Raw genomic sequence first — 15,583 nt, 5'->3', positions numbered from 1 at the left:
GCACTGTCCGTCATTTTTCAGAAGTCGTGTTCACTAGCCGTCACCGGGGGCCGCGTCCTACTCCTCGGCGGTATGGGCGTCTACCGGCCGGGGTGGCAGGTACCGGTAGAGGGTGGTGCGGGCAATGTTCGTTTTCTCCACGATCTCCCGCATCGAGAATCCTTCATTGCGCAGATGCTCGGCATATTTGAGTTTGTCCGGGTCGACCACACTGGGTCGACCTACTCGTTTTCCCTTCGCGGTGGCCACGGCTCGGGCATGGGCCGCGCGTTCGAGGGCGTAGGTGCGTTCCATCTGTCCAAACAGCGACAGGATCACGACCGACAGCTGGGCCATGGGATCATCCGGGTCAGAGGAATCAACCTTGATGGGATCGGCCAAGGTGCGCACCCCGACCTCGCGCTCGCGGAGATCGTGAAGCATGTTCAACGTGTCCCGGACGGTACGGCCCAACCGGTCGAGGGTGTGAACGACGATGACGTCACCCTCGCGGGCTTGATCCAAGGCTTTCTGGAGTCCGGGGCGGTTGGTGGTGGAGCCGGATTTCTTGTCGACGTAGATGTATTTGTCCGCTACACCTTCTTGACGCAAGGCGTCGATCTGTCGGTCGAGGTCTTGTTTCGCGGTCGACACCCGGGCGTATCCGATATCCATGACCGGTATCGTACCGGAAGTATATTCCGCAGCAGGTTTCTCGGTACAGTTTATTGGGGTAACTTGTGGAACAGGTGTCTCCTGGGACAATGAATTTTCATATCATTGTCACTACGGGTGTCCCAGTTCCTTGGAACTGGGACACCCGTAGTGAAGCTAGGCACCTGGGCCGGGGGACTACCGTCTCGTTTACTGTCAGCGCATGGAAAAGAGCGACTCCCTATATATAAGGGTGTCGCTCTTTTCCTCTCCAGGAAGAAGGGAGCGGGTCGTTACCCCTCCTTGCCGCTAGCAATCACCTACCGGGAGGGCCGGGGTAATGAATCCACCAGTGCAGTAGCCCCTCCCCTTTCCCGTCCCCCTTAACGCCGGGGCGGATCACCGTGACCGAATACGGCGCCTGCTGGTGTGCGGTGTGGTTAGCTCCCGGTGGGAAGGCCGATGACCAGTGACTGAGGGGCAGATACGCAGCACCCCTGCGAGGAGGCCTCATCCGACATCAGATCAGTGGGCGCCGGTACGTCACAGGACCCACCCAGATCAGTGGTACACACCCCAGTTTCCGGCAGGTCCAGGTGCACTGCATCAGCAGCTTCCCGGTCCCCGGCCAGGGCGGCCACAATCGAACGGACCTGCTCATAGCCGGTGGCCATCAAAAAGGTCGGGGCACGACCATAGCTCTTCATGCCAGCGATATAGAAGTTGTCCTCAGGGTGGGACAGCACCCGTTCACCGTGCGGAGCCACCGATCCGCAACTGTGGAACTCCGCATCAATCAGCGGACCCAGCTGGGCCGGGGCCTCGACCGCGGGATCTAAGGCCAGGCGCAGTTCCGACAGGATGCCCAGATCCGGGCGAAAACCAGTGGCCGGCACCAGAACATCGACGTCAAGGACCCGGTCACCTGCTGGAGTGACTCCGTGCACCCGCAATTGGTCCTGGGCCTCGAAATCAGTGATCGTCAACGACGTGTACACCTCGATGTGGCCGGAATCCACCAGGTCACGCAGGCGACTGCCCAGCGCCCCACGGGCCGCCAGTTCATCGTTGTGCTCACCGCCGTAAACGTGCTCGATATTCGCGGAGCGCACCGCCCAGCTGATCCGGGTACCCGGGGCCTGCTCAGCAAGTGTGCCCAGGTCAAGCAGGGAGTTGGCGGCGGAATGCCCGGCCCCGACAACCAGGACATGGCGGCCGGCGAAGCGGTCACGGTCACGGCCCAGAATATCGGGCAGCACCTGGGTGATCAGTCCCTGTTCACGGGCCTGACGCTCCCCCGGGGCCGTAAGCCCCGCCCGGCCCAGGGGGTTAGGTGTCGACCAGGTACCGGAGGTATCGATGACCGCGGAGGCCTGAATGTCCTCACTTGCTCCCTCGGTATAGTCGACGCGGACGATAAACGGGGTGGCCTTGCGGCCGGCGGTGCGGGTCTTGTCCAGGCCCAGCCGGGACACCGCAACCACGCGGGTGTTGTAGCTGATCGCGGGAGCAAGCTCCGGTGTTGCGGCCAGGGGCTCCAGGTAGCCGGTGCGCAGTTCCTGTCCGGTAGGTAGCTCCTCATCTGACGGGGCGATCCAGTCGTAGCCCTCCAGCAGGCGACGGGCGGCGGCGTCGATGTTGTACTCCCAGGGCGAAAACAGCCGGGTGTGTCCCCAGTGCGCGATCGCGGCTCCGGCCTCGGGGCCTTGTTCCAGAACGCGGAAGGGTAGGCCGCGTTCGTGGAGGTGGGCGGCGGCCGCCAGGCCCACCGGGCCGGCGCCGATGATCAGGACCGGATCGGTGGCAAAGGTGGTGTCCAGGGGTGATGCCATTTCGAGGTGTTCTCCTAGGTGGATCAGACGTCAAGGGTGGTGACTGCGGCAGGGGTGCGGTGCTGAGTGCGACGGCACCTCTGTCACATCGATGATGATCAATGTCCACCGTATTCCCCACATTGATAGATGTCAATGTATGGTGGGGGCATGACCGCCGCAATGAACGTTCCTGGAATCCACTCTGGCCACGGTGCCGGCACGGACTGTTGCACCCTCTCGGACGGGCCGATTAGCAAGTCCCGGGCCCAGCTGCTGGCGATACGGATGAAGGCGCTGTCCGATCCGACCCGTCTGCGCCTGCTGTCCCATGTCGCCTCTCAGGGGCACGAGTCGGTCTGTGCCTGCGATGTGATCGAGTCGCTCGGAGTCAACCAGTCCACGGTCAGCCATCACATGAAAAAGCTGGTCGACGCCGGACTCCTGGAGCGCGAACAGCGGGGACGCTGGGCCTACTACACGGTCATCCGGGAAGCCTTCGAGGATCTCCGGTCCTTCCTGGACCTGGGATAGGCAGCAGATTCTCCGGCAGACCCCCTGTGATCAGCGATTATTTCACGGTTTTCCCGACCGTTCCGGCCACGTCCCGGGCTGCCTGCTTGGCGTAGGGGCCCACACCGGTGATCGTCGCTGACCCAGGACCCACCCAGTCGCCGTAACCGACCAGGTGCAGGCCCGGATGTTTAGGTTCCCGGCCATCGAGTAAGTGTCGCACCGGCTTCAGGGCGGGCCGGAAGCCGGTACACCAGATCAGATGGTCGGCGGTGATCTCCCCTAAGGAGGAAAACATCGCTCTGGCCTGCAGGCGGCCGGAGTCCCGGGCCGCGCGAACCTCCGGTAAGGCGACGATGTCACCGAGTTCGGAGTCTGCCCCCGGGTCCGGCTCCCCGCGCCCCAGTGCCAGTGCGCGCAGTCGGTTGCGGCGAAACAGCACCCGGCCGTCCACGTCATCGGGCATCCACCGTGGCGGCCTGCGGGTATACCAGGTCACCTCGGCGACCCGGGTCAGTTCCGCGGCGATCTGGGCCCCGGAGTTCGCCCCACCGACCACCGCCACCGTGGCACCCTGAAACGGCGCAGGCCCGGGATAATTGGCCGAATGCCACTGCGTGCCACGGAAGGTGCCCGGATAAGCCGGCACGAACGGGGCGGAATGGTTACCGGTGGCGGCGATGACATTGACCGCCGACCACGACCGGTCACCGGCATGTATCAGGTACTGGGCCCCGTCGTATTCGACCCGGTCGACCGTGACGGGGCGCTTCACTGGAATCCGGTAACGCTGCTCATAGGCTGCCAGGTAGTCGATGACATGGGCCGCAGGCGGAAAACCCTCAAAGGTCGGCATCGGCCAGCCGGGGAGGTTGGAGAACTCCGCGGTGGAAAACAGCGTCATCGACGGCCACACGTGGCGCCAGGCCCCTCCCGGTGAGTCCTGATCGTCCAGGACCACGGTGTCCACACCTGCCCGCACCAGGTAATAGGCGGTGGCCAGCCCCGCCTGGCCACCGCCGATGATCACTGCCTCATGCATATTCTGCCTACTCACGCGCCCCACTTTCTCAGAAACATCGTCGACTTATCGCCCGCTCAACCGATCTGCAAGACGGTGCGCAGCTCAGCAAACAGCTCCGGGCGCACCCGGTGGATCACGGTTCGCCCCTCCCGACTACGTTCCAGCAACCCAGCCTCGGTGAGTTTTTTCAGGTGATGGGAAATCGTGGACTGGCTCAGCCCCAGCATCGCGGTGAGCTCATTGACACTGACCGGACCACAGCCCCCGGCCGCCAGCTGGGACAGGATCTGCAGCCGGACTGGCTCGGCCAACACCTTGAACAACGCAGCGTAGCGATCGGCCTCGGCACCATCGAGGGGACCTCGCCCCAATGAGCAGCAGGTGGCCAGGTCCGTTAAGGGAAGAATCTGTGCGGTGGTCATACCTCCATCATATATTGACGTTCATCGATATTGGAAGTATCGTCAATATCGACAACCATCGATACCATTGAGAGGTGACACATGACCGCACCCCCGACCTCCCGGGTAGCACCCGCCCGCATGTCCTTTTTGGACCGTTATCTCGCTGTCTGGATCATTCTTGCCATGGGACTGGGCCTGCTGCTGGGGCGCTCCATCCCGGGCCTGGGCCCGTTCCTCGGTTCCATGGAGGTCGGCGGGATCTCCCTGCCGATTGCACTCGGCCTGTTGGTGATGATGTACCCGCCGCTGGCCAAGGTCCGCTACGACAAGACCCGGCAAATCACCGCCGATAAGCGCCTGATGAGTGTGTCGATCGTCCTCAACTGGGTTCTCGGCCCCGCCCTGATGTTCGCCCTGGCCTGGATATTCCTGCCCGACCAACCCGAGTTGCGCACCGGTTTGATCATTGTCGGCCTGGCCCGGTGTATCGCCATGGTGCTGGTCTGGTCCGACCTCTCCTGCGGTGACCGGGAGGCCACAGCCGTGCTGGTGGCCATCAACTCGGTGTTCCAGATCATCATGTTCGGCGTGCTCGGCTGGTTCTACCTGCAGGTCCTGCCCTCCTGGCTGGGCCTGGAAACCACCTCCGCGGACTTCTCCTTCTTCTCCATCGTGACGTCGGTCCTGGTTTTCCTCGGCATCCCGCTGCTGGCCGGGATCCTGTCGCGGATCATCGGCGAGAAGACCAAGGGACGCCGCTGGTATGAAAACACCTACCTGCCCGCGATCTCCCCACTGGCACTGATCGGCCTGCTCTACACCATCGTCCTGCTGTTTTCCCTGCAGGGCGAGGCCATCACCTCCCAGCCCTTAACCGTGGCCCGCCTGGCTGTGCCGCTGCTGCTCTACTTCATCGGCATGTTCTTCATCTCCCTGGCCGCCTCCAGACTCTCCGGCCTCAACTACGCCCGCTCGGCCAGCGTGTCCTTTACCGCTGCGGGCAATAACTTCGAGCTCGCCATCGCGGTAGCCATCGGCACCTTCGGCGCCACCTCCGGTCAGGCCCTGGCCGGCACGATCGGCCCGTTGATCGAGGTCCCCGTGCTCGTCGGCCTGGTCTACATCATGCTGTGGCTGGGACCGAAACTCTTCCCCCACGATCCGACCCTGCCAACTCCCCGCACCACCAAGAACCCGACCTCCCAGAAAGAGAACATCACCTCATGAGCACCACACCTTCAGTCCTGTTCGTCTGCGTCGGCAACGGCGGCAAGTCCCAGATGGCTGCGGCCCTGGCCACCCAGCACGCTGGTGACCGCCTGGAGATCCACTCCGCCGGCACGAAACCCGGTTCCAAGCTCAACGCCCAGTCGGTCGAGGTCATCACCGAAGCCGGGGCCGATATGTCCCAGGGCACCTCAAAGGGCATCGACCCGGAGCTCCTGCGCACCGTCGACCGGGTGATCATCCTCGGCGCCGACGCCCAAGTCGAGATGCCGAATGATGCCCGTGGCACTCTCCAGCGCTGGGTCACCGATGAACCCTCCAAGCGTGGCATCGAGGGACTGGAGCGCATGCGCCTGGTCCGCGACGACATCGACACCCGCGTACAACAGCTCATCGTCGAGCTCGGCTGCTAGCGCAGGGACCGCAGGGATCCTCGTCGGGGATGTGTGGCAGCACCTTGCGCGCTCTTCCATCTGTAAGTGGCCTGCCCCTGGCTGAAAGATTGCGGGTTTCATTCACGAGACTGGAGATTGCTGACCTTAGCGCTGGCGGGGCGAGTCCCTCAGTCGTATCGCCGCGCTGCCAGGACGCCCAGTACTGCTGTTCACTCCGCAGCGACGGCAGCCATCAGCGGGGGCTGACAACGCAGCTCATCTAAGTAATTCTGGAACGTCACCACATCCGTATGTCGTCTGTGGTGCCGCTTTCATGATGAGGTGATCCGGGTGGCCCGGTGGCGAGTGACCGGGACGCTGATCGGCTCACCCTGGGGTTCTACGGTGATGCGTGTCGCCTCGAAGCAGTCATATCCGGGATACGGGCCCGGTCCTGACGCCGGCGGATCTCACGGTATTCTACCTTGCTCGTGGCGTCGGCCTCGTCCCAGCTCCGCGGCGGAAACAACCGCCAGTTCCGAGCACAAGACGCAGTGCCGGACACCACCTGCACACTGGTGCCGACTTGGACATTGCCGACCTTATCCAGGGCTCGGGCTGCCGGGCTGATCCCAGTGGAGCTATTTGTCACCCCGGCAAAGATATAAGATCACGCCGAGAAGCTTGGAAAGTATCAATCAGTTGATACTTTCCAAGCGAAGGTGTTCTGGTACGGTTCTTTTCTTGATACTATCGCAGCTAAGGAGGAGGTCATGAGGGAGTCTCAGGTGTTGGAGGGGCTGGAAATGTTCGGCTCCTCGCAATGGGGCCTGGTTACCGCGGCGCAGGCACGCGGCTTAGGTGTGGAGCGGTTGTGGCTTTCCCGTATGAGTGCCCGGGGGATGCTGCAGCGGATCCGACACGGGGTATACGCCTTACCTTCGGCCCAGTATGGCCCCTTACAGGATCTTCAGGCCGCCTGGCTGGCCACAGACGCCGCCCTCTCGGCGGAAGATCGCCTGGAGGCAGAGGACCCGGTGGTGGTCTCCCATGTCTCTGCCGCAGGCGTGCACCAGCTGGGCGATCGCCTCGCCGCACGCCATGAGTTTTCCTCGCCGGCCCGGAGACAGACCACCCAGAAGGACCTGCGGTTCCACCGCTGTGAGGTACCTGCCCGGGATATCACCTGGGTGGATGGCCTCCCGGTGACCTCTGTGGCCCGGACGGTCGGTGATCTGGCTGCGAATGCGACAGATGGTGATCACCTCGCCACCGTGGTGCGTGATGCGGTGGAAGACCATCACGCCACGGTCAGTGACCTGGCGGAACGGTTGTTTCCCCACATCGATACCTATGGTGCTGCCAGTGGGACCGAACTGGTCCAGTCACTGCTGGACCAGGCCGGGTACGCCCCAGAGAAGGACCCGTCGGTCAACAAGGTGTGGGACGCAGTCTCCCGGGACGTCCGGGCCCGCGTGCTGGGTGCTGAATGGTCTGACATGATCCAGGCCAGTATCGGCAGCGCTATCGTCACACACCTGGCGCAGCGGGACCTCGGTCTGGTCCAGAATTCCGAGAGGGGAAGTGCAAGGTTGGCCGCGCACCAGGCACTACAGGGAGTCAGCGACGACATCACCGGAGGGAGCATGCTGTCACCGGACACAGTGCGGAAGCTCGAGCAGACGGCGGGCATGATCCACCCCGATGGTATTGAGCGTGCCCTGGCGGGGATTTCGTCCCTGGCCACGCAGAATCTCATGGGATTTCACGAGGATATTGTCACCGCTCGCAACAAGAGCCAGCCATCAGAGGCCGACGAGGCACCACAGGAAGAAGACGACATTCACCATGACGCCTAACGCCGGCAGTAACGGAAACCAGCAGAGTCTCCAGCGTCTGCGCAAGATCCTGGCCAACCAGATCAGTGCCGTTGCCCGCGACAAAGGTGTTGACTCCCAGCTGGTGCGTAAACAGTACGTCTTCGCTCTCTTCTTCAAACGCATCTTTCACGGTGATGATCACAACTGGATGCTGCTGGGCGGTAACGCGTTGCTGATTCGTGCCGGCGGTGGGCGTTTCACCAGGGACATCGACCTGGCCCGAGACACTTCGTGGGAGGACCCGGAACCGGTCAAAAATGAGCTCCAGACCCTCGTGGAGGCTGGGGACCAGCTCGACCCCTTCCGCTTCGAGCTGGGCGAGATCGACCCGCACTCTGATCCCGACAGCTTCGGGTACGGCTCGAAGACGGCAAAGATCACCGTCACCGTGTGGCTGGGCAACCGGACATTCGACGCCTTCGTCATTGACATCACCAATCGACGCCATGACCATGGTCCTGTCGATATGCTCCCGCTGGTGCCGGTAATCGAACACGACACACTGCTCGAGCTGCCCCGGATCCCGGTCGTGGCGGTCGAGAATCACCTAGCAGACAAGATCTGCGCGATGTATGAACTCCATGGCCGTAACAACGATCAACCCTCTACCAGGTACCGTGATCTCGCTGATATCGTCCGGTTGATCGAGTCCTCCCGGATTGATGCCACCCGGTTACGTGAGGTGCTGGGTCATGAACAGGAGCGACGGGGCATTTCCCTCCCGCAGCACCTCCACGCCCCGTCCCCGTGGTGGGTGGAGAATTTTCCCCGGGCTGCGCAAGACTTCGCGGAATACCCTGCCGATTATCACCAGCTGGATGTTTCTTTAACTCATGCCGGGGTATGTGTGAATCCCGTGCTGTCAGGGGAAATCAGCGCAGGGTACTGGGAACCGGCCTCCCGGTCTTGGCAGACCCCGGGGGCGTCCGTCCCTACGTAATTCCGAGGGGCAATAGGATGCTTCGGAACACTGTTCCGGATTACGCCTATCGCTGGCTCAACCAACTTTCATAACCACTGATAGCAGCGTAGAAATGACCCGATAGCCGCGATCTGGCAGCGCTATGGCCAGCAGGTTGCGGACCTGAAAACGGCCGCTGGCCTCGCCGAGGAGATCGCTGAGCGTGAGGAGAAACTCGGCGTCGTGGCCGGTCGGCTACACGGTGGTGGGATGTCGGTGTCGGAGCTGGCCAAATGCACCGGCATCCATCCGAACCGGGTGCGCCGGTTGATTGAGCGGCACCACACCACGGCTGGGGAGTAACTTCCTGCTTTTCCCTGACCTGCGGTAATGACGGGGGAAGCAGGCGGAAAGTGGGAGTCAAAGGGCGACAGGTGCCACGTCGGCACACGAAAGCATCGAGCTGCCTCTGTCGTGCGTGCGAGCATTGGGAGGGCTGCCGCGTCGCCGCTGTGCAGGCGACCTGCCCGTCGTATGGAAGCGTCGATCGGTGCGGTGAGGGTAAGACGGAACAACGGATGGACATTACAGTCCAAAGAAATACTCATATCTTCATAAAGTGATTTTTATCACTTTATGAAGATATGAGTATTAAGCACACCGTTAATTAATAACGGTGTGCTATGATGACTAGGTCCCTATTTCTTGGTTACAGAAGGCCTGGCAGCTATTCGCTGTAACCAATTACCTTGAAAGGAGGTAAAGAAGTGCTTGAATCAGCAGTAGTCATCGTCGCATCGACTTTTTTCGTCCACGCAGTGCGCTCACTCTTGAGTGATCTCCGCAAGTAGTTTCCGGCGCCGGTCAGCCCTTCGGGGTTGGCCGGTTTCTCTCTCGTTTGGCTATGTAACAACTATATACCTTAAGGCTGGAATCTGGCAAGGGCCCCCTCCCCTTCAGGTGGCTAGAAAGCCACTCTCACCTGCTCTTATGTAAGTGAAAAAACTTAACCACCCCCGAATTGACGTGATAAGGGCTTAGGGTCTTGCCAAGTTTTCGAGAGCTATTCAGGCGAGCATCGGGTCAGTTTGAAGATTGCTGGTTCTTTTCGGTGAGGGCTCGATAGAGGGTGGCTCTGCTGACTCCCAGGTCTTTGGCGATGGCCACCTTGGACTCCCCCGCCTTGGCTCGTTGTTTTGCTTCTTCGACCTTGTCTGGGGTGAGGGCTCGTTTGCGGCCTGTGTACTTGCCGGCCTTTTTCGCCAGGGAGATCCCCTCGGCCTGCCGCTCCCGGATGATCGAGCGTTCGAACTCCGCGAACGATCCCAGGATGCCCAGCATGAGTCTGACTCGGGGGTCGGAGGATTCCGCGGAAAACGTCAGGTTCTCCTTGATAAAGTGCACGCTCGCGCCCTTATCGGTGATCTGGTCGATCAGTCCCTGCAGGTCCGCCAGGGACCGAGCCAGCCGGTCAATCGAGGCGACCACCAGTTGGTCGTGCTCGCGCAGGTAGCCGATGCAGTCCTCGAGTCCTGCCCGGTCGGCCCGGGAGCGGGCGGAGATCTTGTCCTGGAACTCATGGTCCACGGCGCCGATCATCTCGCGCTGCCTAGCGAGGTTCTGCTCGGCGGTGGAGACCCGGATATAGGACACCCGCTGACCCCGATTAGCCCCACTGTTTTTCTGCTGGTCGGTGACCGCGGAAACCGTGGCCGTGCCCGTGTCCTGGGAACCATCGGTGCCCTCTCCCCCGGCGTCACTGGTGTCCTTGGCGTCCTCGTGCCAGGCGGGTGGGTGCCAGCCGGCGCTGGCCCCGCCGTCGAAGCGCACATCACCTGGGTGGAAGTCCTGGAGCTCACTCCACTGACTGTCGCCGTGGTAGAGGCGGGCTTTGACGACGTGCTTATAGACCCGCTGCACCGACAGTCGTCCCGCGGGCTCACCGGTGATGCTGAGATAAGTGGCGTGCTTCGGATTCGTGGTGTGCTGTTCCCAAAGCCGGCCACCATCATCGAGAATCAGGCCGGTATCAACCTGCTCGTCCTCGGCCGCCCAGGAACGCCCGTAGTTGACGGACCGTCTGATCCGGGTAGCCTTCTTCCCCTTACGGATGATCTGCACCCGGCCTTCGGGCCGGCCGCCGGTTCCGAGCAGTGTTCCCACGCGTGGCACCGCGTACCTCCAAAGTGTCTCACTAAGCCATTGGGTTCACTGCGAAGTGTATCAAAATAAGCTTCTAGGGGTTGATGAGACAGTGGAGATGGCCCCTGGCGACATGTCTCACTGGGGTATGCCCTAATGATTCGCTTTTTAGAAGAAGGGACAATTATGAGCCCCTATGTCATAGGGTCAGATGCACATGACCGTAGGGGCACAGCGACAAGACATCGTGGGTCCTCTATGTCGGTACCTTTTCCAGGTCCTCGCATCCCGCCGACAGAGCGTGCAGGTTTCCCTGTCCTTCCGGCTTGGTAAAATGAGGGTTACCTAAAGGATGCGGTTTCCCATGAGAGGATGTCTTCATGACAGCACCCGCCATGTTTGACAAAGAAAGCCTCTCCGAAAGAGTGAAACGGGTCATTGTCGACCGCGTTATTGATGGCACCTACCCTCCCGGGACCCACCTTGTTGAGCTTCACCTTGCCGAGGAATTCGACGTCAGTCAGGCGCCAGTACGTGAAGCCCTGCGTGAGCTGTCATCAACTCGACTTGTGGAGAACAGGCCGAGACGCGGGACGTTCGTCCGCAAAATCTCGTCCGAGGAAATGGCGGAAATCTATATGGTTCGCACTGCCCTGGAGGGAGAAGCTGCCATCCACGCCTTTCCGACACTCCACCGGGACCCCGCTCCGCTTCGCGCAGCCCTTGAAGGGATGCGCGCGGCAGTTCAGAGCGACAGTGCCCGTGGGCTGGCGAAGTACAGTACCGAATTTCACCGGGTCATCATCGAAGCCTCCGGAAACCGCCTCATGTTAGAGATCTGGGACTCACTGTTCGTCGAGGTACGCACCATGGCCACCATCATCCGCGGCCACGTGGACCCGAAGGCCGCAGCAGAAGCCCATGCCCCGATTCTGGCAGCCTACGAAACCGGCGACGCTGCGCTATGTCGAGAGCTTGTCACTAGGCACCAGCAGGAATACTCGATCCTCCCCCACGAATAGCCCGGAATCTTCCCTCCGACTTTCGCCAACAGCGGATACACGCCCCTCCCCTGCGCTTGAGCAGGTGAGGGGATTATTCTTTGCCTTCCCGACAGTGCCTTAGACCCCCTCCCGACTGAGGAGTGTTAGGCATCTCCAGAGGACCCCTATTGTGTTTTGCATCTCAACACTCTAGGGTCAATTAAACAATCGATAATCGATACTGGAGGCGCCTTGAAGTTCATCACCTACAAGCACCAGGACACGACCCAGACGGGCGTACTGGATGCAGAAACCAACACCATCACCCCGCTCGACGGAGACCAGGACCTGCTCACGGTCATCGCATCCGGAACCACCAGCGACATCCGTTTGAGCAGCATCACTCTCTCCCTCAGCGACGTTGACCTGCTCGCGCCGATCCCGCGCCCGCGTCGCAACATCTTCTGCATCGGCCGCAACTACCTCGACCACGCCAAGGAATTCGCCGACTCCGGATTCGATGCGACCGCCAGTGACAGCCACATCCCGGACTATCCCGTCGTGTTCACCAAGGCACCATCCACGGTTATCGCCACGGGAGACGACATTGATCCCCACCTGAACCTGACCGAGGCACTCGACTATGAGGCAGAACTCGGCGTGATCATCGGCACCGGCGGCCGCGGTATCACCAAGGAACAGGCTATGGACCACGTCTGGGGCTACACCAACATCAACGACGTCACTGCCCGGGATATGCAGAAAAAGCACGCCCAGTGGTTTCTCGGCAAGAGCCTGGACACCCACTGCCCCATGGGGCCCTGGGCAGTCACCCGCGATGAAGTCGGCGACCAGCCACTTGACCTGCTCTGCACCGTCAACGGCGAAACCCGCCAGCAGGCCAACACCGCCGACCTGATCTTCGACATCCCCACCATCATCGAAACCATCAGCGCCGGCATCACCCTCGAACCCGGCGACATCATCGCCACCGGCACCCCGGTCGGCGTCGGTATCGGATTCAAGCCACCGAAGTTTCTGTCCCCCGGTGATGTCGTCGAGGTCTCGTTCACCCACCTCGGCACCCTGCGCAACCAGGTCGGACAGGGCCAGTAACACCGCCCCACGAGCAGCCAGGAGAAACCATGACCGTCACCACCACTGCGTCCATCCGTTGGCACGAGCTGACCAACACCGGCAGCAAGAACCTGTTCATCGAAACGACCGGCGACGGCCCCGATGTCGTTCTAGTTCACGGCCTCGGCGGCGCCACCCCGTTCTACGACCCGCTGGTCAACGACCTCGCCACCGACTTCCGGTTCACACGCTATGACTTCAACGGCCACGGGCGCACCCCCCTCTCCGGCGAGTTGAGTATTGACACTCTCACCGAGGAACTCGCGGAGGTGATCCAAACCCAGACTGCAGCAGGAAAAGCCCACGTTATCGGCCATTCCATGGGAACTCTGGTAGTCCAGCAACTTGCTGCCACCCGCCCGGAACTAGTTGACCGCATCGTCCTGCTCGGCCCTGTCCGGGGACAGCCCGACAAAGCAAAGGCCGCCACCCGAGATCGGGCCACCACCGTCCGGACCAAGGGAATGTCAGCAGTAGCCGACAACATTTCCCAAGGCGCAACCGCTGATCAGGCAGCCCAGCACAATCCCCTGGTCCGACCACTCGTGCGGGAACTCCTCCTCGGACAACATCCTGAGTCCTACGCCCAGGCCTGCGAAGCTCTGGCGGCAGCCGAAAACCCGGATCTGTCGAAGATCACCGCCCAAACCCTGCTGATCACCGGGGATGAAGACGGAGTCAGCACGCCCGCGACCAACGAAGCCATGAAGGCCGAACTAACCAACGCAGAACGCCACACCATCACCGGTATCGGGCACTGGACTGTTCTGGAAGCCCCGGATTTCGTGGCGGACTTCGTCCGTACCTTCCTCACGAACTCGTAGGCCATATTTTTCCCACCATCTCTGCCACATCCATCACTTATCCCCCGAGGCACATGCACCTTCTGATCCCTTATTCGGGTCAATCACCACCAACGCGTAGCGCAACGCGCGCACCTTCACCTCCCACCTAGGGACACCAAGAAAGGGTACGACCATGTCGAAGACCATCTTCAAAAACGTCAAGATCCTGGACAGCACCGGAAACCAGCCCTACCTGGGCGAGGTTCTCGTCGAGGACGAGCGCATCACCGAAGTCAGCACCGGTGTCGGCAACATCAACGACCCCAACGCACTGGTCATTGACGGCCGCGGCCAAACCCTCATGTCAGGTCTAACCGATGCCCACACCCACTTCACCTGGGACAACCGCCCCTTCGACAAGCTCGGCAACACCCCCGTCGAAGAGCATCTGCTCTCCACCATCGACTCCGCCAAGACCTACATCGACTACGGCTACACCATGTGCTTCGGCGCCGCCAGCGCCAAAGCACGTCTCGACGTCGTCGTCCGCGACGCGATCAACTCCGGTAGAATCCCCGGCCCCCGCTACCGCGCCAACGGCATGGAAATCGCCACCACCTCCGGCGACCTCGTCGACAGCATCACCCAGACCGCCGACGGTGTTGAGGGCATGCGCAAGATCGTACGCAAGACGATCGGCCTGGGCGTCGACAACATCAAGATGAGTATCTCCGGCGAAGAAGTCACCGGTACCCGGTCGGCAGAAGAGACCTTCATTACCGAAGAAGAACTCCAGGTCGCCGTCGACGAAGCCCACCGCCGTGGCGTTAAGGTCTGCACGCACGCCCGTAGTCGTGACTCCATCTACCTCTCGTTGAAAACGGGCGTGGACATGATCTACCACGCCTCCTACATCGACGAGGAGAGCATGGACATGCTCGAAGCCGCCAAGGACCGCGTCTTTGTCGCCCCGGCCATCAACTGGCTGGTAGCCACCCTCTACGAAGCAGGAGAATTCGGCTACTCGCAGGAAGCTGCTGAAATGGCCGGGTACGCGAAGGAACTGGAAGTCGCCGTCAAGGGCATCAAGGAGATGCGCAAGCGTGGCATTCGGGTTCTACCTGGCGGAGACTACGGTTTTGCCTGGACTCCGCACGGCACCTACGCCCGTGACCTCAAGCACTTCGTGAAGCTGTTCGGCTACACGGAAATGGAAGCCATTCTCGCTGCTACTGCTCTCGGTGGTGAGCTGTTCGATCAGGCCGACGAGCTCGGCAAAGTCCAGCCCGGTTACTACGCCGACCTGATCCTTGTCGACGGCGACCCATTGGAGGACATCACCGTCTTGCAGGACATCGAGAAGATCACGGCCGTGATGAAAAACGGGCAGTTCCACCGCCGCCCCCACGAGAACATGATCATCCCGAAGGAAGCTCACGAACCGGCGATGAATACCGCCACCGTGTAAGCACACTGGGCCGGGCGTTTCGACCGAGTGGTCGAAGCGCCCGTTTTCCGGTACTGGGTCATGGATATCAAGAACACAGCAGTGGACAACTGTGTAACGGCCATCCCACCGCAAAGGCCCCCGCGTCAGAAAAGCATACTTTCTTGGGAAGTGCGATGTCTGAGCTAGTTAATCCAAAACGCCGGCCCAGGCAGGCTACTCCACGACCACCAGCAGGTCCCCGCCCTCAACCTTCTCGGGCTGCTTGAGCACCACCCGCTTGACCACCCCATCAACCGGAGTCGTGATCGTGGCCTCCATC

At 61.4% G+C, this 15,583-nt stretch carries 16 protein-coding genes; 9 read left to right on the top strand and 7 right to left on the bottom strand.

Features of this window, described 5'->3' with window-relative positions:
• Positions 1–57: 57 nt before the first annotated feature.
• Positions 58–654, bottom strand: a complete 597-nt coding sequence (locus tag ACQCVD_RS14475) for a recombinase family protein (protein ID WP_426824488.1) — start codon at positions 652–654, stop codon at positions 58–60.
• Between the two features lie 419 nt (positions 655–1,073).
• Positions 1,074–2,465: an FAD-dependent oxidoreductase gene (locus ACQCVD_RS14470; protein WP_426824487.1), complete on the bottom strand. Its 1,392-nt coding sequence runs from the start codon at positions 2,463–2,465 to the stop codon at positions 1,074–1,076.
• 150 nt (positions 2,466–2,615) lie between these two features.
• On the opposite strand from ACQCVD_RS14470, the gene ACQCVD_RS14465 reads away from it, so the two are divergent.
• Positions 2,616–2,978: an ArsR/SmtB family transcription factor gene (locus tag ACQCVD_RS14465; protein WP_426824486.1), complete on the top strand. Its 363-nt coding sequence runs from the start codon at positions 2,616–2,618 to the stop codon at positions 2,976–2,978.
• Positions 2,979–3,015: 37 nt separating this feature from the next.
• Here the strand turns inward: ACQCVD_RS14465 and ACQCVD_RS14460 are convergent, their stop codons facing one another.
• Positions 3,016–3,999 (bottom strand): ArsO family NAD(P)H-dependent flavin-containing monooxygenase, encoded by a 984-nt coding sequence (locus tag ACQCVD_RS14460; protein WP_426824503.1) that lies wholly within the window; start codon positions 3,997–3,999, stop codon positions 3,016–3,018.
• Between the two features lie 56 nt (positions 4,000–4,055).
• A complete protein-coding gene (locus ACQCVD_RS14455; RefSeq protein WP_426824485.1) occupies positions 4,056–4,403 on the bottom strand; it encodes an ArsR/SmtB family transcription factor in 348 nt (115 codons plus the stop codon).
• Between the two features lie 81 nt (positions 4,404–4,484).
• Between ACQCVD_RS14455 and arsB the strand changes: the two genes are divergently transcribed.
• Entirely contained in the window at positions 4,485–5,612 is a 1,128-nt protein-coding gene (gene arsB, locus ACQCVD_RS14450; protein ID WP_426824484.1) for an ACR3 family arsenite efflux transporter, read from the top strand.
• Positions 5,609–6,025, top strand: coding sequence for a low molecular weight phosphatase family protein (locus ACQCVD_RS14445; RefSeq protein ID WP_426824483.1), 417 nt, complete (start codon positions 5,609–5,611; stop codon positions 6,023–6,025). The genes arsB and ACQCVD_RS14445 overlap by 4 nt, the downstream gene beginning before the upstream one ends.
• A 361-nt stretch (positions 6,026–6,386) precedes the next feature.
• Here the strand turns inward: ACQCVD_RS14445 and ACQCVD_RS14440 are convergent, their stop codons facing one another.
• Positions 6,387–6,638 carry a transposase gene (locus ACQCVD_RS14440; RefSeq protein WP_426824482.1) on the bottom strand — a complete coding sequence of 84 codons (252 nt, stop codon included), beginning with the start codon at positions 6,636–6,638 and terminating at the stop codon, positions 6,387–6,389.
• 121 nt (positions 6,639–6,759) lie between these two features.
• Here ACQCVD_RS14440 and ACQCVD_RS14435 point away from each other — a divergent pair, with 121 nt between their 5' ends.
• Both ACQCVD_RS14435 and ACQCVD_RS14430 read left to right on the top strand, forming a co-directional pair.
• Positions 6,760–7,845 (top strand): type IV toxin-antitoxin system AbiEi family antitoxin domain-containing protein, encoded by a 1,086-nt coding sequence (locus tag ACQCVD_RS14435; RefSeq protein WP_426824481.1) that lies wholly within the window; start codon positions 6,760–6,762, stop codon positions 7,843–7,845.
• On the top strand, positions 7,835–8,806 hold the full coding sequence (locus tag ACQCVD_RS14430; RefSeq protein WP_426824480.1) for a nucleotidyl transferase AbiEii/AbiGii toxin family protein: 972 nt from the start codon (positions 7,835–7,837) through the stop codon (positions 8,804–8,806). Before ACQCVD_RS14435 ends, ACQCVD_RS14430 begins: the two co-directional genes overlap by 11 nt.
• A gap of 1,044 nt (positions 8,807–9,850) precedes the next feature.
• Here ACQCVD_RS14430 and ACQCVD_RS14425 read toward each other — a convergent pair.
• Positions 9,851–10,930, bottom strand: a complete 1,080-nt coding sequence (locus tag ACQCVD_RS14425) for a recombinase family protein (RefSeq protein ID WP_426824479.1) — start codon at positions 10,928–10,930, stop codon at positions 9,851–9,853.
• Between the two features lie 359 nt (positions 10,931–11,289).
• On the opposite strand from ACQCVD_RS14425, the gene ACQCVD_RS14420 reads away from it, so the two are divergent.
• The 4 genes from ACQCVD_RS14420 to ACQCVD_RS14405 all read left to right on the top strand — a co-directional run bounded on the left by ACQCVD_RS14420 (position 11,290) and on the right by ACQCVD_RS14405 (position 15,282).
• Positions 11,290–11,931 (top strand): GntR family transcriptional regulator, encoded by a 642-nt coding sequence (locus tag ACQCVD_RS14420; RefSeq protein WP_426824478.1) that lies wholly within the window; start codon positions 11,290–11,292, stop codon positions 11,929–11,931.
• 213 nt (positions 11,932–12,144) lie between these two features.
• On the top strand, positions 12,145–13,008 hold the full coding sequence (locus tag ACQCVD_RS14415; protein WP_426824477.1) for a fumarylacetoacetate hydrolase family protein: 864 nt from the start codon (positions 12,145–12,147) through the stop codon (positions 13,006–13,008).
• A gap of 29 nt (positions 13,009–13,037) precedes the next feature.
• Positions 13,038–13,853 carry an alpha/beta fold hydrolase gene (locus ACQCVD_RS14410; RefSeq protein WP_426824476.1) on the top strand — a complete coding sequence of 272 codons (816 nt, stop codon included), beginning with the start codon at positions 13,038–13,040 and terminating at the stop codon, positions 13,851–13,853.
• 154 nt (positions 13,854–14,007) lie between these two features.
• Positions 14,008–15,282: an amidohydrolase family protein gene (locus tag ACQCVD_RS14405; RefSeq protein ID WP_426824475.1), complete on the top strand. Its 1,275-nt coding sequence runs from the start codon at positions 14,008–14,010 to the stop codon at positions 15,280–15,282.
• Between the two features lie 195 nt (positions 15,283–15,477).
• On the opposite strand, the gene ACQCVD_RS14400 is transcribed toward ACQCVD_RS14405, so the two are convergent.
• Positions 15,478–15,583, bottom strand: a 106-nt coding sequence (locus ACQCVD_RS14400) for a biotin/lipoyl-containing protein (protein ID WP_426823832.1), incomplete at its 5' end; no start/stop codon positions are given.

It is taken from the genome of Corynebacterium halotolerans, from assembly GCF_050107895.1.
GTDB lineage: Bacteria > Actinomycetota > Actinomycetes > Mycobacteriales > Mycobacteriaceae > Corynebacterium > Corynebacterium halotolerans_B.
This window is presented reverse-complemented; position numbering and strand designations above follow the sequence as displayed.

What these genes read in the sequence shown, in the direction of transcription:
- ACQCVD_RS14445 (WP_426824483.1), top strand. Translation starts at nt 5,609, where the DNA reads ATGAGCACCACACCTTCAGTCCTGTTCGTCTGCGTCGGCAACGGCGGC.
- ACQCVD_RS14475 (WP_426824488.1), bottom strand. Translation starts at nt 654, where the DNA reads ATGGATATCGGATACGCCCGGGTGTCGACCGCGAAACAAGACCTCGAC.
- ACQCVD_RS14460 (WP_426824503.1), bottom strand. Translation starts at nt 3,999, where the DNA reads ATGCATGAGGCAGTGATCATCGGCGGTGGCCAGGCGGGGCTGGCCACC.
- ACQCVD_RS14410 (WP_426824476.1), top strand. Translation starts at nt 13,038, where the DNA reads ATGACCGTCACCACCACTGCGTCCATCCGTTGGCACGAGCTGACCAAC.
- arsB (WP_426824484.1), top strand. Translation starts at nt 4,485, where the DNA reads ATGACCGCACCCCCGACCTCCCGGGTAGCACCCGCCCGCATGTCCTTT.
- ACQCVD_RS14430 (WP_426824480.1), top strand. Translation starts at nt 7,835, where the DNA reads ATGACGCCTAACGCCGGCAGTAACGGAAACCAGCAGAGTCTCCAGCGT.
- ACQCVD_RS14420 (WP_426824478.1), top strand. Translation starts at nt 11,290, where the DNA reads ATGACAGCACCCGCCATGTTTGACAAAGAAAGCCTCTCCGAAAGAGTG.
- ACQCVD_RS14435 (WP_426824481.1), top strand. Translation starts at nt 6,760, where the DNA reads ATGAGGGAGTCTCAGGTGTTGGAGGGGCTGGAAATGTTCGGCTCCTCG.
- ACQCVD_RS14465 (WP_426824486.1), top strand. Translation starts at nt 2,616, where the DNA reads ATGACCGCCGCAATGAACGTTCCTGGAATCCACTCTGGCCACGGTGCC.
- ACQCVD_RS14455 (WP_426824485.1), bottom strand. Translation starts at nt 4,403, where the DNA reads ATGACCACCGCACAGATTCTTCCCTTAACGGACCTGGCCACCTGCTGC.
- ACQCVD_RS14470 (WP_426824487.1), bottom strand. Translation starts at nt 2,465, where the DNA reads ATGGCATCACCCCTGGACACCACCTTTGCCACCGATCCGGTCCTGATC.
- ACQCVD_RS14405 (WP_426824475.1), top strand. Translation starts at nt 14,008, where the DNA reads ATGTCGAAGACCATCTTCAAAAACGTCAAGATCCTGGACAGCACCGGA.